This is a genomic window from Anaerocolumna aminovalerica (assembly GCF_900115365.1).
GTDB classification, from domain to species: domain Bacteria; phylum Bacillota; class Clostridia; order Lachnospirales; family Lachnospiraceae; genus Anaerocolumna; species Anaerocolumna aminovalerica.
Map to the genome: position 1 here is coordinate 1 of NZ_FOWD01000055.1, position 20,421 is coordinate 20,421.

A 20,421-nucleotide genomic window follows, 5' to 3' on the forward strand; every position below is an offset into this window, starting at 1 on the left:
GTCCCTATCCGGCGCGGGCGTAGGATATTTGAGAGGAGCTGACCTTAGTACGAGAGGACCGGGTTGGACGAACCGCTGGTGTATCGGTTGTCATACCAATGGCATGGCCGAGTAGCCAAGTTTGGAAGGGATAAACGCTGAAGGCATCTAAGCGTGAAGCCCCCCTCAAGATGAGATATCCCATAGCATAAGCTAGTAAGACCCCTCGAAGACGACGAGGTAGATAGGTTAGAGGTGGAAGTGCAGTAATGCACGCAGCTGACTAATACTAATAGGTCGAGGGCTTGACCTAAAGAATTGTTCATATTTGTTAAGGAATAAAAATCATAGAAAGAGAATAGAATATATTCTGTGTATGACATTTTTCATAATTTGGATTAGCTATTATCAATAGTAGTTATTCCTCGATAGCTCAATGGTAGAGCACACGGCTGTTAACCGTGGGGTTGTAGGTTCGAGCCCTACTCGGGGAGTTCATAATCTATGTAATATATGGATTATGGAAGCAATTAAATATTGACAAAATCTTAGTTACATTATATAATTAATCACATCGGCTCCATGGTCAAGCGGTTAAGACACCGCCCTTTCACGGCGGTAACAGGGGTTCAAATCCCCTTGGAGTCATTTTTTAGTTTTCAAAATCGAATGATTTACTTGCCGACGTGGCTCAATTGGCAGAGCAGCTGACTTGTAATCAGCAGGTTATCGGTTCAAGTCCGATCGTCGGCTTTTTGGACCTTTAGCTCAGTTGGTTAGAGCAACCGGCTCATAACCGGTCGGTCCGGGGTTCAAGTCCCTGAAGGTCCACTTTATTTAATATGGCCTAGTGGCTCAGTTGGTTAGAGCGCCGCCCTGTCACGGCGGAGGTCGAGGGTTCGAGTCCCTTCTGGGTCGTTTCTTTAGAAATAGAGAATGACAGTAGTTTTATAATCCCATGGGATCTTAGCTCAGCTGGGAGAGCATCTGCCTTACAAGCAGAGGGTCACAGGTTCGAGCCCTGTAGGTCCCATTGAACTTTTAAAAAGTTCTAAAAATGCCGGCGTGGCGGAACAGGCAGACGCACAGGACTTAAAATCCTGCGGGACTAATCTCCCGTACCGGTTCGATTCCGGTCGCCGGCATTTTGTTTTCATCAGCAACATTTTGTTGTTATGTATGTGCGTTTAGCTCAGCTGGATAGAGCGTCTGGCTACGGACCAGAAGGTCGGGGGTTCGAATCCTCTAACGCACATTTCATGTGCGTTTATGTATATTAGTGCATTTATGCACAGCATATGTTTGGGTAAAGGCTTGAATGCAGTTTGTATTTAAGCTTTTTTTGTTATATAAATCTTTATGTAAATTAATGAAAGTTTAATATTTCAACTATTTACTCAAATAATAACATATGTTAGAATATTTCTTAATTTTAAGACTAAGTAAGCATACTATGATTATTCCTGTTTATTTTTTTACATGCTAATCTTAATACACGTTAATCATAAAAGTTGCATCTAATTATAAGAAAAGAGTTCTCATACACAATTATTTACGTAATAATGAATAAATCCAGAATATTGTATGAACATTTAGTATAGAACTTCTTATATTGTAGGTAATTCATAGAATAGGAGTTAAAAATGTCAAAAAACGAATTTTTAGAATTATTGAGGGCTGCATTATCAGGAGAAATTCCGGACCTGGAGATAGAAAGTAATATGAAGTATTATGAAGATTATATACGTACGGAAGGCAGTAAAACATCGGAAGAGGAAGTTATTAATCAGCTTGGTGATCCTAGATTAATAGCTAAAACAATTATTGATACTTATCAATTATCTCATGAACCTATGTTCCATAATGCAAATCGGCGCAAATCTTTTTATAATGCGGATAGTTCTTATAACAATTATGAAGAGTATAATGATACTAATTATAATAAGAATAAGGATTCCGGCGGCCGAAACTTTAGCTTTCATGTAGGTACTACTCTTACTTGGATACAAAAGGCTCTCATTATATCAATTATAGTTTTATTAATTATTGTACTGATTTTTGTAGGAGGAGTCCTGTTAAATATTTTATTTACAGTGGCAGTACCTCTTTTATTCATATATATAGTATATAAAATTATAAAAGAGGCACTGAAGTAATCACTGAAAGTATTAATATAAATACTCAAAAGTTTTTTGATTCCTCCTTTAGATAATAATGATTCTTATATTCCTTTCTTTACTTATTACCTAATAATTGGTATAATTTATTTAAGAAAGTATAAAGGAATAGAAGTCACTATTACATAAGGGAGGAATATTTATGATAAAAGCATTTGATATTATGAATACAAAAGTTTTAAGTATTGGCCCTAACGCAAGTGTGGAAGAGGCAGTTAAAATATTTTCTCAAAACAAAATTAGTGGTTTACCGGTAGTAGACGATAATAACAAACTGATTGGTATATTAACAGAAAGGGATATTGTTGTATTCTCAAGTGACTTACATGTGATACCCCTCATTAGCTCCTCCAACTGGATATCCCCCTATACAGATGTTTCAAAAATCAGTTCTTCTAAACGTGGTTATGACCTAATATCAAAGACCCAAGTAGAGAAAGTTATGACCAAAAAGTTATATGATGTTACCGGAGATGCTTCTTGGTATGAAATAGTGAAGATAATGAAAAGTGGTAAAATCAACCACATACCTGTAGTAGATAATGAAAGAAAGCTGATTGGCATCATTACAAGAACAGACATGCTTAATTACATGGCAGAGCATGGAATATCAGAATAGTGAATATATAATATATGAAATATAAATAGGACGATTTCTCTTTAAAAGAAATCGTCCTATTATTTTTAACTATGAATTTGATTGATTATAAAACTGCATGCATAGTAATACCGTCTTCATATACAGATTTTATATCAAAACCAACACTTTGATATAATTTTTGAGCGGCTATATTAAATCGGCTTACCCCAATCTCAAGTTCTTTTGCACCTTGCTTTTTAAGGTATTCTACTGCCCATTCCATCATGATCTTCCCGTAGCCTCTGCCTTGATAACGTCTGTCTATTTGAACAATGCTGATATAGTAATGATCTTTTTTCTTATTGATATCAAGTACCAAAAGACCAACTACCCGGTCACCTTCCATTTCTGCAAATGCCTGGTAATTCTTATAAGCTAAACACATGGCAATGGAAGATTTGGCTTCTAATACATATTCGATTTGTTCAGGTTCTACCTTAATATTAAGAGCATTCCATATATTTTTCTTATTAATACGGATCATTTTTGTATCCATAGGGTATGTAAATAGTCCTTCAATCTCTTCCCTTGCCTCTTTTCGAAAAAAGTTCCAAATCCCTCCTTCATTGGACAAAAGTAATTCTTCATTTTGAAGATTTCCATAACAAAGGCCGTTTTCCTGATTAAAATATACCATAAATCCATAGCCTATAAATTCAATTTGGCTACATGCAATACCATTGGAATTCTCAATACAGATACCATTTCCTTCGGAATCGTACTTTAGCATAGCCTTCCATGCTTTGCCGGACAGTAATTTACCCTCAGTTAATCCATTTAATAATTTACATAGATCATTAAAGTTGGTAGTAAACACACCTTCAACATTATAGTCTACAGGAACTCTGATAAGCTCTTTTGAACGATAAGATACATAAGAGACTGTGTTGGCATGGTATCCTTCTATAGTAGAATCCATATTAAGAGGATTAAAAATATATTTTTTTTCATATTCATACAAAGACATACCGGTAATTCTTTTTATTATTTCACCTAAGAAGATCCAATTGGTTTCAGAACGATCTTCATTGGTACCAGGTTCAAAATCCAATTCTTGCTCCCCAATTAAGGATAATACCTGTTTAAAGGTTCTATGGGTATATAATGTTTTAGTTTCAACATAGATTCTTTCTGCAACTGGAAGATCCATGTGTTCTTTGCTTTCATTCAGATCAATCATTAATTTACCATAAAAGAAATCAGGTATTCCCGAATTATACTTTACAAGATTTTTAATGGTAATTCTATTACCGTGCTTATATTCCGGGATATAGCAGGAAAGTTTATCCGTTAATTTTATTCTTTTATCATCAATTAATTGCATGAGGCAAATACCAATTAAAAGCTGACTATGAGTATGAAAAGAATAGGTACAATCTTTTGTAGTTGGAATGCCAAAATCTCTGTCTGCATAACCGTATATATTTTTATGTAAGATTTCTCCGTTCTTTAAAACAGCATAGCCGCCGGAAATATCCCACTTTTGTGCGATTTCATCAATTCTGGATGAGAAATCTTTATTATAGGAATTCATAAATACCCCTTTCTTCTGCTCTTCTTATTCCGTGCTTCAGGATGGAGATAAACAAAAAAAGGCATAGGCATCATCTGCCTACACCTTTCCCCAACATAAATAATATGTTATGGAGTAACACCTTGACACGGAGATATAAGTACAGCATGATACAAAATATTATTAGTATTCAAAAAAGCTAAATCATATTTGATATTCATTTTTATACCTCCTTCCATTAATTTCTTATATTATATCAAAGGTAATTGTAAAAGTCAAATAATAGTAAAAAGTGAAAAGTTCCAATATTACACTTCACAAGTGTTGTCATATCTTATTTCTAATTAAACTGTCCGATTTTTTCGGACAAATATTGGGTAATAGTGTAGAAATATTAGACACTTGCTGTAAAAAAGCCAAAATAGCCATATTATTTATTAATAAATATGATGGCTTTATTATTATATCAAATAAGCAATATCACAAAACAATAAAATTATCAATAGAAGCAAGATTTAATAGTATACAAAAATCAACGATGATAATTGTATAAAATGTGCATATTGACAATTGGAATAACATATATTATTATATGCTTATAAACATGAAAGGTGATTCATATTTCATATACGTTCCATTGTTTTGCAGCTTGAATTTAATAAGGAAAGTAAGCTGTCTTAAGTAGTTCAGAACCAATTATTATAGTGATAGCACAGGAGGGAAGTTACAAAGTGAAAAGAGTATTTATAGTAAGTGCAAAGAGAACGCCTATTGGAAGTTTTCTAGGTAGTTTGAAAAATACTTCAGCATCTGATTTAGGTGCCGTATTAGTAAAGAATATCATTGCAGAGACAAAAATTAATCCTGCTGATATTGATGAAGTCATAGTTGGAAATATTCTTCCGGCAGGGCAAGGTCAGGGCGTAGCCAGGCAAGTAGCATTAAAAGGCGGTGTACCTATGGAAGTGCCGGCTTATAGTCTTAATATAGCCTGCGGCAGCGGAATGAAAGCAGTTATGAATGCATTAACCTCTATCCGGGCAGGATACAGTAATCTTGTTATTGCCGGCGGCGTGGAATCCATGAGTGGTTCTCCTTATCTTATGACCGCTGATACAAGAAGTGGTCATAAGATGGGGGATTTTAAAGTAATAGATCATATGATCCATGATGCCCTTACCGACGCATTTGATGATATACATATGGGAATTACAGCAGAGAATATTGCGGAAAAGTATGGAATAACAAGAGAGATGCAGGATGCTTTTGCCATAGAGTCACAGAGAAAAGCCATTGAAGCCATTGATGAAGGAAGATTTAAAGAAGAAATCGTTCCTATCACTGTAAAAATTGGCAGAGAAGAAGTTGTTTTTGATACAGATGAATATCCAAACAGAAAAACAAACCTTGAAAAGCTTAGTAAATTAAAAGCTGCATTTAAGAAAGATGGTAGTGTAACAGCTGGTAATGCTTCAGGTATAAATGATGGTGGAAGTATGATGCTTATAGCCAGCGAAGAAGCATTGGAAAAATACAATCTTACTCCAATAGCAGAAATTATAGGAATCGGACAGGGTGGTGTAGATCCGAAAGTTATGGGACTGGGACCTACTCCGGCTATAAGACATGCATTAAAAGACGCAAATCTAATTCTGAAAGATATAGATGTATTAGAATTAAATGAAGCCTTTGCAGCACAATCCCTTGGTGTGGTACATGAATTATCTTTGGAACACGGAATGTCAGAACAAGAGATACTTAATAAAACCAATCCAAATGGAGGTGCAATCGCTCTTGGACATCCGGTTGGAGCAAGCGGCAACAGAATCATGGTTACATTATTACATGAAATGAAGAAAGATCAATTAGGTTTAGCATCCTTATGTATCGGTGGTGGAATGGGAACAGCAGTAATCATGAAGAGAGTATAACAATTTAAGGAGGATATAAAAGATGAGATTAGAGAATAAAGTCGCAATTGTAACCGGCGGTGCCAGAGGCTTAGGTCAGGCTATGGCTGAGCTATTTGCAAAAGAAGGTGCAAAAGTTATAGCTGCCGATATGGAAGATTTAAGTTACAGCAATCTCAATGTAGAAGGTTATAAATTAAATGTTGCTAATGGGGAAGACTGTAAGGCTTTCTGCGATTATGTAATAGAGAAGTACGGTAAAATAGATATTTTAGTTAACAATGCCGGTATCACTAGAGATTCCTTAACAAGAAAAATGACAGATGAACAATGGGATTTAGTTCTTAATGTTAATTTAAAAGGTGTATTTAACCTAACAAGACATATAGGACCCCAAATGCAGTCGCAAGGAGGCGGTTCCATCATTAATATTTCATCAGTTGTGGGTGAATTCGGTAACATCGGTCAGGCTAACTATGCTGCAACAAAAGCAGGTGTAATTGGATTAACAAAGACCTGGGCAAAAGAATTTGCATTAAAAGGTGGAAACGTAAGGGTAAATGCTATTGCTCCGGGATATACAATGACGGATATTTTAAAAACCGTTCCCCAGGATCTTTTAGATTCATTTGCAAAACAGACTATGCTTGGAAGATTAGGACAGCCGGAGGAAATTGCATATCCTGCATTATTCCTTGCATCTGATGAAGCCTCTTATATAACCGGACATGTACTAAGTGTAAATGGTGGTATGAGATTATAATGGACTACTTGGAACATATTACAGAATATAAAAGGGAAGGAACAAAAACATGTCAGTGAATGTTGGTATTGTAGGTACTGGTATTTATTTACCGGACAATTATATGACTGCTAAGGAGATTTCAGAGGCAACCAATGGAGTATGGTCCGAAGAGGCAGTCATTAATAAACTTGGGGTAAAGAAAAAGATCATCCCCGGCCAGAATGACGGAACTCAGGAAATGGGTGTAAGGGCTGCTCTTGATTGTTTAAAGAATACAGGTGTAAAACCGGAAGAAATCGATGTTGTACTTTGTATTGGTGAAGAATGGAAGGAGTATCCGTTGACCACATCCGCGTTATATATCATTGGTCAAATCGGTGCGGTTAATGCATGGGGTATTGATGTACAAAACAGATGCTGTACAACAATCGGAGCAATGAAAATCGCAAAAGATATGTTGGTAGCGGATAATAAAATTCATACCGTGATGGTTGTGGGCGGTTACCGTAATGGAGATTTCGTAGATTATACAGATAAGAATATGTCCATGATGTATAATCTTGGCGCCGGTGGCGGAGCCATTCTATTGAAAAAGAACTATGGAAAGAATCTTTTATTAGGTTCTCACATTATAGCAGATGGATCTTTGGCAAGAGCAGCAGGAGTTGAAGTTGGCGGAATCAACAATCCAATTACAAAGGATAATTATGAAGAAGCATTTAAATCCTTAAGATTAATGGATCCAGTAGGAATGAAGAATAGATTGAATGAAGTATCTATGCCAAACTGGTATAAATGTATTGATGTTGCTTTTGAGGAAGCCGGGCTTTCCAAGAGCCAGCTGGATTATCTGGCAATTTTACATATTAAACGTTCCGGTCATATGGAAATGTTAAATACTTTGAATCTAAGAGAAGATCAAAGCATTTATTTAGAAGATTACGGACATGTTGGTCAGATAGATCAAATATTATCCTTACATCTTGCATTACAACAAGAAAAAGTGAAAGATGGCTCTGTAGTGGCAATGATTGCAGCCGGCATTGGCTATGTATGGGCTGCCAACGTAATTAAATGGGGTGTTTAAATGAGCATATTAATTCAAATACTACTGAACAGCTTAGAAACCGGTGGAATATATGCACTGGCTGCATTGGGTATTATTCTTATATTTAGGACATCCAATACTACAAACTATGCACAGGGTACTATCAGTATGTTTAATGCATTTGTGGCAACTTACATCATAATCGGTACAGGATTTCCTGCTTGGTTAGTAGCAATACTTGGAATGTTAAGCGCATTTGCTGTAGGTGTACTTGTGGATAGAATTGTAATATCAAAAGCTATTAAGGTACATCCGGTATCAAAGCAGATTATAACCTTAGGTCTTATTATGATATTTCTTGGAGTTGCACCTATGATATTTGGTACGGATCCCCTTCAGTATCCAAGGTTTATCTATGGAAGTCATAAGATAGCAGATGCAACTATTTCCTATAATGCAATTGTTAATATTATAGTTGGAATTGTTATTATGCTTGTATTATTCTTTATGCTTCAAAAGAGTAAGTGGGGATTATCTGTCAGAGCAACATCATCAAATGATATCGTCGCAAGAATGATGGGCATTCCTACACCGTTAATTACAATGGGATCATGGGCCATTGCAGCAGCCTTGGGAACATTAGCAGCTTTAATGCTTGCGCCTACTACAAGTGTAAATCTTTCCATGATGGACGGTGTGCAGGTAATTGCCTTGTTAGCATGTGTTTTAGGAGGATTTCAGACTTTCTACGGACCTGTTGTTGCAGCTTATTTAATAGGTATAGCAAGTAACCTGATTTCCTTTTATATATCATCTATTTGGAGTGATTCCATACTTTATTTATTAATACTGGCAGTCATACTTTTTAAGCCAAATGGTTTGTTTGGTAAGAAAATTGTTAAAAAAGTATAGGAGGAATAGACTTTGGAAAAGAGAGAAACACAACCGATTGCTAAAATGAAAAAGAGCAATCCAGGAAGAAATTATATACTCTTTGGATTCGTACTTTTATTACTTCCTGTACTGGTGGAATTGGGAATTGTGCAATATTCCTACATAACTATTATCGCAAGTATACTCATATATTCCATCGTATCTTTAGGATTAAATTTACTGGTTGGATATTCCGGCTTAGTATCCTTAGGTACAGCAGGGTTTATGGGACTTGGTACATATTTGGCGGCTTATTTTACGGCAGATTTAAAGCTTCCCTTTGAGGTATCCTTAATTATTTCAGTGGCAATTCCAATGGTAATCGGAGTGATTACCGGATTGATTTCTCTAAGAATAGAAGGTTACTACCTGGCTATTGCAACACTTGCCATATCGGAAATACTACGTAAAGTCTTTGTGGAGTTTGAATTTGTAACCAATGGTTTTTCCGGAAAAAGTGCCAGCTATCCAAAGCTTTTAGGGTTCTTTCAATTAGATAGAAATTTAACTTATGTTTTAGTTGTAGTGGTTTTAGTTTTGGTTATGCTTATTACCCATAATTTTGTAAACAGTTACACCGGCAGAGCCCTTTCAACTATGAGGGGCAGTGAAGCAGCAGCACAGGCCATGGGAATTAATATCTATCGGTATCGACTTCTTGCTTTTGCAGTAGCTGTTGGATTTGCAGCTCTCGGCGGTGTTATGTATATGCATTTTGTTAAATATACATATCCCAATACATGGACATTGGCATTCTCACTGAATATTTTAGCAGTAATTATTATTGGCGGTATAAGGTCCATACCAGGAACAATAGTTGGCTCTTTTATTGTATTTGGGGTACCGGACCTTATTCTAAAAAAACTGCCGGTGATTGGTCAGATCGATGGTATGGCTTATATTTTTAACGGTTTATTGATTATTATAATCATACTATTCTATCCCATGGGACTTGTACATTTATGGAGCGATATTAAGAGAAAAATTTTTGCAGGAAAGAGAAAGGGTGAGTGAATCCTATGGCATTAAACAGTAACGAGATTAATGGTAAAGCTACCATTGGTAAAAATACCATTCTAAAAATCGAAGACCTTTCTATAGCCTTTGGCGGGTTAAAAGCGGTAGATTCACTATCCTTTGATATTAAAGAAAAAGAGATATTCGGATTAATAGGACCAAATGGTGCCGGAAAAACCACGGTATTTAACTGTATTACACAGTTTTATAAACCGGATAGGGGAACTGTATTATTCAGAGACAATAAAAATCAGGTGGAAGATTTAGTAGGTAAGAAACCACATGAGATTATTAAAAAGGGTCTTGTAAGAACCTTTCAAAATGTGGAGCTGATTAAAGAATTGTCTTTGGTGGATAATGTTCTTGTAGGATCCCACATTGAGTTTCAGGCATCCCTTATCAGCCAGATACTTAAACTTCCAAAAGCAAGAAAGGAAGAAGCAAAGTACAGAGAGAAGGCAGAAGAAGTACTGAATCACATGGGGCTGTATCATATTAAAGATCAGCTTGCAGCAGGCCAGCCATATGGTGTACTGAAAAAAATTGAGCTGGCACGTACCCTTATGTGTGAGCCTAAATTAATCATTCTTGATGAACCTGCTGCCGGTTTAAATGACTCTGAAACATTGGCACTTATTGATATGGTAAGAGAAATCAAAGATAAATTTAATTGCTCCATACTTTTAGTTGAACATGATATGAGATTTGTTACTGACCTTTGTGACAGAATTTGTGCTATTTCCTTTGGAAAGCTGCTGGCTATAGGAACACCTGGAGAGATACAGGCAAATGAGGAAGTACAGGCAGCTTATTTGGGAAAGGGGGATGAATAATGTCAGGTATCGCATTAAGCATAAAAGGTCTGAAAGTAAATTATGGCAGTATCGAGGCTTTAAAAGGCATAGATATGAATGTTAAACAAGGGCAGATTGTTGCTATATTAGGCTCCAATGGTGCAGGTAAAACAACTACCTTAAGAAAAATATCCGGTGTATTGGAAGCTTCCGGCGGAACACTGGAGTTCCTTGGTCATGATATTACTAAAATGCAATCTAATAAAATTGCTAAACTTGGTATTATACAATCTCCGGAGGGAAGACAGGTATTTAGGGATCTTACTGTTGAAGAAAATTTAATGACAGGGGCCTATACCGTAAAAAGTAAAAAAACAATACAAACTAACTTTGAGAGAGTGTACCATTATTTCCCAGTATTAAAAGACCGTAAGAGTCAAATAGCTTCAACACTCTCAGGAGGCGAGCAGCAAATGCTTGCAATTGGAAGGGCACTAATGGGAAGTCCAAAGCTTTTATTATTAGATGAACCGTCTTTGGGACTTGCACCTTTAATAGTTAAAAGTATTTTTGAAATCATTAAAGAGATCAGAGAGGACGGAACCACAGTGTTAATTGTAGAGCAGAACGCTCTTCAAACTTTGAAAATCGCAGATTATGCTTATGTTCTTGAAGTTGGAAAAATCACAATGGAGGGCAGTGCAGAGGAATTAAGTAATAATCCTCAGCTCATCGAAGCATATCTGGGAGGTAAAAAATAAAAACGTAAAGGGGGATTTACAGTTTTATGAAAAAAGCTTTATCACTGGTTTTAGTACTTTCTATGTTCGTTCTAGCTCTGGCAGGATGCGATAAGAAAGGTAAAGCAGCACAAGGTGTTGCCGAAACAGTCATTAAGGTAGGTAACGCTGCAGCAACTTCAGGCAAATATGCTGCAATCGGTACACCATTTAATTCAGGAATTCAAGCTTATTTAGAGAAGGTAAATAGCGAAGGTGGAATCGATGGCAAAAAAATTGAATTTGTACATTATGATGATGAATTTGACCCGGTAAAGGGTAAAGCAATGACAGAAAGTTTAATTAACGATGATAAGGTATTTGCAATTCTCGGACATTTTGGTACTCCAACGGTAGGAGCTACACTTGATTTATTAAAAGAAACCGGCATACCTACTGTGCATTTTGCAACCGGAATCGGTGCTCTTTATAATGAAGAGGCAACTTCTGCGGAAAAAGGAAAAGGTTTATTCCCAATTCAGCCTATCTACATAACAGAAGGAAGACTAATGGTTGCAAGAGCAATTGAAATGCACCAGGCTAAGAAAATCGGCGTTATTTATACAAACGATGATGCTGGAAAAGATATTCTGGAAGGTGTGGAAAATCAGATTGCTAAACTTGGGGGCGAATACACCGTAGTAAAAGAACAAATCAATCCGGATGCTACGGATGTTAGTTCTGCGGCACTAAAGTTAAAAGAAGAGAATGTGGATGCAGTGGTTGCAGCAGCCATTCAGGCAACATATCCTACTATTATTAAAGGTCTGATCAGCCAGGGTGTAAGTAAGCCTGTATATACGTCCTATGTTAATGCGGATCCTGTTACAATCTCTAACTTTGCAGCTGACTATTCTAAATTAGCAGAAAAGTTCCCAGTTTATGCTTTAACTTGAGTAGACCGTAACAAAGAAGCGGAAGTAAAAGAATTCCAAGATGCGATTACGGCATTTGGTACTCCGGAGTATGTTGACAATGTACATGCAATGACCGGATGGATTGCAGCGAATATTTTTGTGGAAGGTCTTAGAAGATGTGAAGGCGAATATACTTGGGAGAAATTCATGGATACTATGGAAAAGGATAAATTCCAGAATCCTTTAGGAGGTATCTTAAGCTTTGCAGATGGTCAAAGACTTGGTACACAATCCATGTCTGTATCACAGGTTACAGAAGGCGCTCTTGGATGGGAAACTGTTAAACCTATTGAAGATTTAAATGTTATTATAGATAGAATTACGAAATAACAATGAATTTAAAAGGTTCTAAAATGCAGAGTTGAGGTTAGGCTGATAAAAATTTCAACCGGCAATTTGTGCGGTACAAAAATTGCCATTATTAAAAGGCGCTAAAGCGCCGGAATAGAGGTAAATATGAAAATTAAAAAATTAGTATCCATGTTATTAGTTCTTGTTATGATTCTTTCCGCTTTCACAGCTTGCGGAAAAAAAGCGGAAGAAACCAACAAAGATACTACAGGAAAAGTAGAAGAAAATAAAGAAACAGGAAAAACAGAAGAGCCAAAAGCACCGGAAAAATCAGAAAAGGTTTCCCAGGGTGTTACAGATACAACCATTAAAGTTGGTAATGCAGCAGCTACATCCGGTGCATTAGCAGCAGTAGGTGTTCCCTTTAATGCAGGTATTGAAGCTTATTTTAAAATGATAAACGATGCCGGTGGTGTTCAGGGCAGAAAATTAGAATTCGTTCATATTGATGACGAATTTGATCCGGTAAAAGGTAAGGCAGCAACAGAAACATTAATCAATGATGAAAAAGTATTCGCTATCGTTGGTCACTTCGGTACTCCAACAATCGGTGCTACACTTGAAATATTAAAAGAAACTGGTATTCCAACGGTTTATTTTGCAGCAGGTATTGCAGCACTTTATAATGAAGATGCAGCTACGGTAGAAAAAGGTCAAGGATTATTCCCGGTTCAACCGATATATGTAACAGAAGGCAGACTGATGGTTGCCAGAGCAATTGAAGAACATCAGGCTAAGAAAATCGGTGTTATCTATACTAACGATGATGCAGGTAAAGACCTTTTATCAGGAGTTGAAAATCAGGTTTCAAAACTTGGCGGCGATTATACTGTAGTGAAAGAACAAATCAATCCGGGTGCTACAGATGTATCTTCAGCAGTTCTTAAGATGAAAGATGAAAATGTAGATGTAATTGTTGCAGCTTCTATTCAGGCTACATTACCTACCATTATTAAAGGCCTTATTGCACAAGGTGTAAGTAAGCCGGTATTTACTACATATTCCAATGCAGATGCTACTACCATTGCTAACTTTGCTAATGATTATGCAGCATTAACTGAAAAGTTCCCTATTTACTCAAATGCATGGGTAGATTTAACCGACACAGAATCTGTTGATTTATTTGTAAAGGGTATGACAGATTACGGTCAGCCGGATTATGCAGGAAATGCATTCTCTATGGCAGGATGGATTGCAGGACACTTCTTTGTTGAAGGTCTTAAGAGAACAGAAGGTGCTCTTAACTGGGAAAACTATATTGCAGGTATGGAATCAGCAGAATTTAAGATTCCTATGGGCGGTACGCTAAATTATGCAGATGGCCAAAGACTTGGTACTCAATCTATGTCATTATTAAAAGTTTCAGATGACGGTTTAGCTTGGGAGAATGTAAAACCAGTAGAGGACTTAACGGTAATTCTGGACAGAGTAAAATAACAAATTAAATTAAGATAAAAAACATATTGATTAGGGGCTGGACTACGGTCCATTCCCTTTTTTAAAGGAACAGAAGTAAATTGAAGAATGTATAACAAAAGGAATATTATAATTTATATAACTCTTACAAGTTATGTTTTGAACAAATGACGATGATAATAGCATCACAGCATAAGATGCGAAATGAAGAAAAGGGGAAAGTTATGGATTATAAGAATAAAGTAATTTCACTTACCGAAGCGCTAAATCTTGTTAAATCCAATGATATAATCGTAACGGGATTAGGTGCTGCCGAGGCGCAGCTTTTTATGGACAATATTCATACAGTGGCAGACCGTGTTAAGAATGTTACCATTACCAATTGTTTATCTATGTGCTCAGGAAAATTTCTAAACGAAGAATACAAGGAATCCTTTAATATAGATGGATGGTTTTTCTCCCCGCTTATGAGAAAAGCATTTAAGAATGGAAATATCGCCTTTATACCAAACCATTTACATTTGGCAGGTAAAAAACGACTTGCCCATGTAAAACCCAATATTTATGTTGGCAGTGCAACACTGCCTGATAAACACGGATTTATCTCCTTGTCATGCAGTAATACTTATGAGAGGCGTATGATTGATGAGGCAGATATTGTAATTCTTGAAATTAATCCAAACTATCCAAGAACCTTTGGAGATGTGGAAATACATTATTCTGAAATTGACTATCTGATAGAGGCGGATTATCCGGTTCCAACGTTGCCGGATGTGGATTCCAGTGAAAAAGACTTTGTTATTGGTAAATACATAGCGGACATGATTAATGATGGAGACTGTATTCAATTAGGTATTGGAGGAATTCCCAATGCAGTAGCCGCATCTTTAAAAGATAAAAAAGACCTTGGTATTCACACGGAAATGATGACTTCTGGTATGGTGGATTTAGTTAATCTAGGTGTTATTAATGGAAGCAAAAAAACATTACATAAAGGTAAAATAGTATGTACATTTGCATTGGGCAATCAAAAATTATATGATTTTATGCATGATAATCCTTCTGTACTTGTTATGGACGGACATTATGTAAATGACCCGGATACCATTGCCAAGGTAGATAATATGGTTTCTATTAATACAACTATTGAGGTAGATTTAACAGGACAATGCTGTTCTGAATCCATTGGACCGGTTCAGTGGAGTGGTACCGGCGGACAGGCCGATACAGCAATTGGTGCTCAAAAGGCTAAAAACGGCCGCTCTTTCATTGCTTTATACTCCACCGCTATGGTAAGGAATCCGAAAACCGGTGAAAAAGAAGAAATATCGAAGATTGTGCCAATGTTAAAGCAAGGTGCCATTGTCAGCTTATCAAGGAATGATGTCGACTTTGTAGTTACGGAATACGGAATAGCTGCCTTAAGGGGAACCAATACCAGAGAAAGAGTTGAAAGATTAATTGCAATTGCTCATCCCAAATTTAGAGATGAATTAAGAAAGCAGGCTCTTGAAGTGGGTTTAATATATGAAAAGTAAGTTTAGGCCAATCTTACTTGATGTAAGCTTTGAACATTGAGGGGGAGCATTAACTAAAAAAGAAAAGGAGGAATACAATTGTCTTATATAGAGTATAAAGAGAAGAAAGTGTATTATGAGACTCATGGGCAAGGCAAACCTTTAGTTCTCCTTAATGGTATAATGATGTCCACATTAAGCTGGAAAGTCTTTATAGATGCATTTTCAAAAAGCAATCAGCTTATATTGGTTGATTTCCTTGATCAGGGAAGAACGGATAAAATGGAAGGCATATCATATACACAGGAGGAGCAAGGAGAGGTTTTAAAAACCTTGTTGGATGAATTAAATATTAATAAAATAAATATTGTGGGTATCTCTTATGGCGGAGAAGTGGCCCTGGAATTCGCAGTGAAATATCAGCAATATATTGAAAAACTAGTTCTTTTTAATACAACTGCTAAAACATCACCATGGCTTAGGGATATTGGAACTGGATGGAATAGAAGTGCATCTGATGCATTAGATTATTATTGCACAACCATTCCTGTAATTTATTCACCCCAATTTTATACCGAGAAGAGTGAATGGATGGATAAAAGAAAGAAATTCTTAACAGAGAATGTATTTAACCAAAAGCCATTTATGGATTCAATGATAAGACTTACCGAAAGTGCAGAGCATCATGATGTAGTTGATAAATTATCTTCTATTAAGATTCCAACCTTAATTGTTTGCTGTGAAAATGACTATATTACACCTATGTCAGAACAAAAACAACTTAATGAACTTATTCAAGGTTCCCAGTTGGTTATGCTTCCAAATACAGGTCATGCTTCCATGTACGAAAGACCTGTTGTTTTTGCCAGCCTTGTATTAGGCTTTATTAATTTAGAACAGACAGAATTTATAATATAGTAATAAATTCCATAAATGCTTAATATGCCTTTGACTATTTTCTATTCGTGTATTAGAATAATATAAGAAGCCTGTCATTATAACTATGAATCCATATATTTATCATAATAAATGAATGGCTTTAATTGTTACCTCCCCGTGGTAGGAAACGACATGAGGAAAAAAATAAAAATAATCTACCATTAAGAAAGGGAGATTTAATTTATGGCATCGTATCATAAAGAATTGAAGTATGGTTTAATAACAAGAATGTTACCACCTAATAATGAATCCATTTCCAGTATTTCCAAAGAAACAGGTATACCTAAAAGTACTTTATCAGAATGGAAGAAGAAGGCGATGGAAGATAGAAATACTGAGATGGATGAAATTGTAAAAATGCCCAAAACCAAGAGAGGGTTAGCTACCCTTGAAAAAATTTGTCTGGCAGCAGAAACGCTTTTTTATCAGAAAGGCTATAATAATACTTCAATAGTGGATATTACCAATCTATCAGGAATTGGATTAGGAACTTTTTATATATATTTTAAAGATAAATACCTTCTTTATAAATATCTATTGCTCAGATATAGTCATCTGATTCGTAAGGAAATCAGAGATGCCACTGCAGGGGTAGAAAATAGAATTGAAAAGGAAAGAGTAGGTCTTAGAACCTTCTTAAAATTTACCAGAGAAAATAAACATGCTTATAATATTATCTGGGAGTCACTGTATATTGATAAAAACCTGTTTATTGATTACTATGATAATTTTGCTGCTCGATATGCAAGCGGTATCATTGAGGCACAAGAAAATGGTGAAGTGGAAGACTATGATCCCATTGTAGTTAGCTATTTTCTGATGGGTGTATCAAACTTTATCGGTTTGAAGTATGTTATGTTTGACGAAGAGAACATGGATTTTGACGAAGTGGTAGATCAAGTTGTTGATATACTGGTCAATGGCATGTTTAAAAAGAAGTAGAATATGGAAGAGACTATCAATATGACTAGCCATGTATTAATAGTCTCTTTTATATAAAACAAATTTCACAAGTAAAATAACACAAAGTAAAACGACCGCGAGGGGGAGCCAAGCGGTCGTTTCGATGAGGGGAGTATAAATAATTAATAAGGGGTTATATAGTGCGTAACAAGAGTCTGAAGAGACAACTCGTTAACACAATTATATTATAATACAGAAATATAGAGAATGCAATAAAAATATAAGAAAACTTAAGAAAAAAATGCTGGTATTTTTGTGCAAAAACTAATTCAATTTGTTCAGTTTGATTTAAGAATTAATTTTTATCCCATATTTATATGGATTTCATATTAATTATATTTAAATACTTCTTTTTTCTTTTTGTTTTATGTCCAGTTTTAATAAATTATGGGATATACTAATATTGTAATATTTTATATCTTGTTTTTTCAAAAAAATTTATCTTTTCGCATAAATTACTACCGTATAAATGCATGTTTTACTCTGATTATGCCCATAATATATCTTGTAATATAAATTCATCGATACTTTAGGAGGTAAATTATTATGGCAAATGACAGAGCTAAAAATGTAAATACTCAAAATAACAACAGTCAAAATTCACGCAATTCTAACACACAAAACAGAACACAAAATACAACTTCAGATGCTAATAGCCGTTCAACTAGCTTAAACACACAAAATAGAACACAAAACAATACAAGAAATGCCCGCAATGAAATGGAATAATAATGCATTTCTATAATAAATAAGTCCTCATATGAGGGCTTATTTTTTCTTGCGGAGACGACTTTCTTTGACATATACTTGTTTGGCTATGCACCAATCGACTATTTCGGAATATTATATAATAGAAAAGAAGGTGAGAATATGATGTTTGAAACTATACGTCCATCAGACATTGAAAAATACATAGGACAAAATAATATAATTATTATAGACTTAAGAGATACTATGGAATACCAGGATGGTCATATACCAACAGCAATTAATATTCCTTATGAGGAATTTGAATATAAAAAAAATCTAATATCAAAAAATTACCTTATTATTCTATACTGTCACAGAGGCAGCATTAGTCTTGCTGTAGCAAGAGATTTATCAAAAGAAGGTTTTCAGGTTAAGAATATATATGGTGGTATAAATGCTTACAGAGGAAGAATAGAGAAATAATAAGGGTATTAATTTACAATGCAGATAATTTTTGATATACTATTTAAATATTGAAATTAAATATTAAAAATTACTGAAGGTCATGATAATTGTTGTTCCGGTATATGAAAGTATAAAGAATAGAAAGAATTGCATGTGTTGTCATGCAGATGGGAGTACCTTAGATGAGTCGATTTGAATTTATAGCACCATGTCATTTTGGGCTAGAAAGTGTGTTAAAGCGAGAGATTACGGATTTAGGATATGAAATTGTTCAGGCAGAAGACGGCAGAATCACCTTTGCTGGTGATGAAACCGCTTTTTGCCGGGGAAATATTTTTTTAAGAACAACAGAACGAATATTATTAAAGGTTGATAAGTTTAAAGCAGAAACTTTTGAAGAATTATTTGAAAATACAAAAGAAATACCATGGGAAAACTACATTCCGCCTAACGGTAAGTTCTGGGTGGCCAAAGCTACCTCAATCAAGAGTAAATTATTCAGCCCCTCTGATATTCAATCTATTATGAAAAAAGCTATTGTGGAACGCTTGAAGAAAGTGTATAAAATAGAGTGGTTTCCGGAGGATGGAAATGAATATCCAATCAGGGTAACATTCATGAAGGATGAGATTACAATCGGAATCGATACTTCCGGTGAGTCTCTTCATAGGCGTGGCTATCGAAAGTTAGCAAGTAAGGCACCTATTACGGAAACCCTTGCGGCAGCTTTAATTATGCTTACCCCATGGAAAAGAGACAGAATCTTGATTGACCCCTTTTGTGGAAGTGGTACCATACCAATTGAAGCTGCTATGATTGGGGCCAATATTGCACCGGGAATGAATCGTTCCTTCTTAGCGGAACACTGGACTGAACTAATTCCTAAGAAAGCCTGGTATCAGGCAATAGAAGAGGCAAATGACGTTATGCTCCATGATATAGACATGTCAATTCAAGGCTATGATATGGATGGAGAAATCATTAAAGCAGCCAGACAAAATGCAGCTTTAGCTGAAGTGGAGCAATATATTCATTTTCAGCAAAGGCCGGTAAAAGAATTAAGCCACAGTAAAAAATATGGTTTTATCATTACCAATCCGCCCTATGGAGAGAGGCTGGAAGAGAAGGCAGCATTACCGGCACTTTATAAAGAAATTGGACAAGCATTTAACGCATTGGATTCCTGGTCCTATTTTATCATAACCAGTTATGAAGATGCTCAAAAATACATTGGCAGAAAAGCAGATAAAAACCGCAAAATATACAATGGAATGCTAAAAACATATTTCTATCAATACATGGGGCCAAAGCCACCAAAAAGATTAGATATGGATTCTAAATAAAAATTTTTGCAGTAGGACGCTCAATGTCGTCAACTTAAGGACACTACCGTCATATTGTATATTTATTTATAGGTGTTTTGGTTAAAATGCGAATTGACAAACAAATGTTCCCTCCAAAATTTTATTAGATACATTTTATCTATTAAATTTTGGAGGGATTTTTATGTCTATTCGTAATAACTTAAAGGATTTTTTTCAAGAAATGAATACTCTTCTTACTTCTAATGAGTTTATTGAACAACACAGAGTAAACAACTCAGCATTTTCAAGAACGAGGAAGTTAGC

General features: G+C 35.5%; 17 protein-coding genes, 8 tRNA genes, 1 rRNA gene and 1 pseudogene. 26 read left to right on the forward strand and 1 reads right to left on the reverse strand.

Features of this window, described 5'->3' with window-relative positions; translation table 11 throughout:
• The 11 genes from BM183_RS19020 to BM183_RS19070 all read left to right on the forward strand — a co-directional run.
• Positions 1-292: ribosomal RNA gene (locus tag BM183_RS19020) — 23S ribosomal RNA — on the forward strand; the annotation flags it as partial.
• Between the two features lie 109 nt (positions 293-401).
• Positions 402-473 (forward strand) — tRNA-Asn (locus BM183_RS19025).
• 82 nt (positions 474-555) lie between these two features.
• Positions 556-627: transfer RNA gene (locus tag BM183_RS19030), tRNA-Glu, on the forward strand.
• A gap of 32 nt (positions 628-659) precedes the next feature.
• A tRNA-Thr gene (locus tag BM183_RS19035) sits at positions 660-732 on the forward strand.
• Between the two features lie 4 nt (positions 733-736).
• A tRNA-Ile gene (locus BM183_RS19040) sits at positions 737-810 on the forward strand.
• A gap of 13 nt (positions 811-823) precedes the next feature.
• Positions 824-897, forward strand: a tRNA-Asp gene (locus BM183_RS19045).
• A gap of 42 nt (positions 898-939) precedes the next feature.
• Positions 940-1,012: transfer RNA gene (locus tag BM183_RS19050), tRNA-Val, on the forward strand.
• Between the two features lie 26 nt (positions 1,013-1,038).
• A tRNA-Leu gene (locus BM183_RS19055) sits at positions 1,039-1,124 on the forward strand.
• A 36-nt stretch (positions 1,125-1,160) separates the two neighbouring features.
• Positions 1,161-1,234: transfer RNA gene (locus BM183_RS19060), tRNA-Arg, on the forward strand.
• A gap of 388 nt (positions 1,235-1,622) precedes the next feature.
• Positions 1,623-2,135 (forward strand): DUF1700 domain-containing protein, encoded by a 513-nt coding sequence (locus tag BM183_RS19065; protein WP_091688975.1) that lies wholly within the window; start codon positions 1,623-1,625, stop codon positions 2,133-2,135.
• A 163-nt stretch (positions 2,136-2,298) separates the two neighbouring features.
• Positions 2,299-2,775, forward strand: a complete 477-nt coding sequence (locus BM183_RS19070; RefSeq protein ID WP_091688977.1) for a CBS domain-containing protein — start codon at positions 2,299-2,301, stop codon at positions 2,773-2,775.
• An 85-nt stretch (positions 2,776-2,860) separates the two neighbouring features.
• Here the strand turns inward: BM183_RS19070 and BM183_RS19075 are convergent, their stop codons facing one another.
• Positions 2,861-4,330, reverse strand: coding sequence for a GNAT family N-acetyltransferase (locus tag BM183_RS19075; RefSeq protein ID WP_091688979.1), 1,470 nt, complete (start codon positions 4,328-4,330; stop codon positions 2,861-2,863).
• Positions 4,331-5,040: 710 nt separating this feature from the next.
• Between BM183_RS19075 and BM183_RS19080 the strand changes: the two genes are divergently transcribed.
• The 15 genes and pseudogenes from BM183_RS19080 (at position 5,041) to BM183_RS19155 (ending at position 20,136) form a co-directional block, all read left to right on the forward strand.
• Positions 5,041-6,240 carry an acetyl-CoA C-acetyltransferase gene (locus BM183_RS19080; RefSeq protein ID WP_091688981.1) on the forward strand — a complete coding sequence of 400 codons (1,200 nt, stop codon included), beginning with the start codon at positions 5,041-5,043 and terminating at the stop codon, positions 6,238-6,240.
• A gap of 22 nt (positions 6,241-6,262) precedes the next feature.
• Positions 6,263-6,982, forward strand: coding sequence for a beta-ketoacyl-ACP reductase (locus BM183_RS19085; protein WP_091688983.1), 720 nt, complete (start codon positions 6,263-6,265; stop codon positions 6,980-6,982).
• Positions 6,983-7,031: 49 nt separating this feature from the next.
• Positions 7,032-8,051 (forward strand): 3-oxoacyl-ACP synthase, encoded by a 1,020-nt coding sequence (locus BM183_RS19090; protein WP_091688984.1) that lies wholly within the window; start codon positions 7,032-7,034, stop codon positions 8,049-8,051.
• On the forward strand, positions 8,052-8,924 hold the full coding sequence (locus BM183_RS19095; protein ID WP_091688986.1) for a branched-chain amino acid ABC transporter permease: 873 nt from the start codon (positions 8,052-8,054) through the stop codon (positions 8,922-8,924).
• Positions 8,925-8,936: 12 nt separating this feature from the next.
• Positions 8,937-9,959, forward strand: a complete 1,023-nt coding sequence (locus BM183_RS19100; RefSeq protein ID WP_091688988.1) for a branched-chain amino acid ABC transporter permease — start codon at positions 8,937-8,939, stop codon at positions 9,957-9,959.
• A 5-nt stretch (positions 9,960-9,964) separates the two neighbouring features.
• Entirely contained in the window at positions 9,965-10,795 is an 831-nt protein-coding gene (locus BM183_RS19105; RefSeq protein ID WP_091689009.1) for an ABC transporter ATP-binding protein, read from the forward strand.
• On the forward strand, positions 10,795-11,517 hold the full coding sequence (locus BM183_RS19110; protein WP_091688990.1) for an ABC transporter ATP-binding protein: 723 nt from the start codon (positions 10,795-10,797) through the stop codon (positions 11,515-11,517). Before BM183_RS19105 ends, BM183_RS19110 begins: the two co-directional genes overlap by 1 nt.
• Positions 11,518-11,579: 62 nt before the next feature.
• A pseudogene (locus BM183_RS19115) lies at positions 11,580-12,782 on the forward strand (ABC transporter substrate-binding protein).
• Positions 12,783-12,908: 126 nt separating this feature from the next.
• Positions 12,909-14,240 (forward strand): ABC transporter substrate-binding protein, encoded by a 1,332-nt coding sequence (locus tag BM183_RS19125; RefSeq protein WP_091688996.1) that lies wholly within the window; start codon positions 12,909-12,911, stop codon positions 14,238-14,240.
• Positions 14,241-14,443: 203 nt separating this feature from the next.
• Positions 14,444-15,757, forward strand: coding sequence for an acetyl-CoA hydrolase/transferase family protein (locus BM183_RS19130; RefSeq protein ID WP_091688998.1), 1,314 nt, complete (start codon positions 14,444-14,446; stop codon positions 15,755-15,757).
• A gap of 78 nt (positions 15,758-15,835) precedes the next feature.
• Positions 15,836-16,654 carry an alpha/beta fold hydrolase gene (locus BM183_RS19135; protein ID WP_091689000.1) on the forward strand — a complete coding sequence of 273 codons (819 nt, stop codon included), beginning with the start codon at positions 15,836-15,838 and terminating at the stop codon, positions 16,652-16,654.
• Positions 16,655-16,858: 204 nt separating this feature from the next.
• Complete coding sequence (locus BM183_RS19140; protein ID WP_091689002.1) at positions 16,859-17,617, forward strand: TetR/AcrR family transcriptional regulator; 759 nt, start codon at positions 16,859-16,861, stop codon at positions 17,615-17,617.
• A 567-nt stretch (positions 17,618-18,184) separates the two neighbouring features.
• Positions 18,185-18,367 carry a hypothetical protein gene (locus tag BM183_RS19145; RefSeq protein ID WP_091689003.1) on the forward strand — a complete coding sequence of 61 codons (183 nt, stop codon included), beginning with the start codon at positions 18,185-18,187 and terminating at the stop codon, positions 18,365-18,367.
• Positions 18,368-18,508: 141 nt separating this feature from the next.
• On the forward strand, positions 18,509-18,811 hold the full coding sequence (locus BM183_RS19150) for a rhodanese-like domain-containing protein (RefSeq protein ID WP_091689005.1): 303 nt from the start codon (positions 18,509-18,511) through the stop codon (positions 18,809-18,811).
• Between the two features lie 164 nt (positions 18,812-18,975).
• On the forward strand, positions 18,976-20,136 hold the full coding sequence (locus tag BM183_RS19155; RefSeq protein WP_091689007.1) for a THUMP domain-containing class I SAM-dependent RNA methyltransferase: 1,161 nt from the start codon (positions 18,976-18,978) through the stop codon (positions 20,134-20,136).
• Positions 20,137-20,421: the final 285 nt, after the last annotated feature.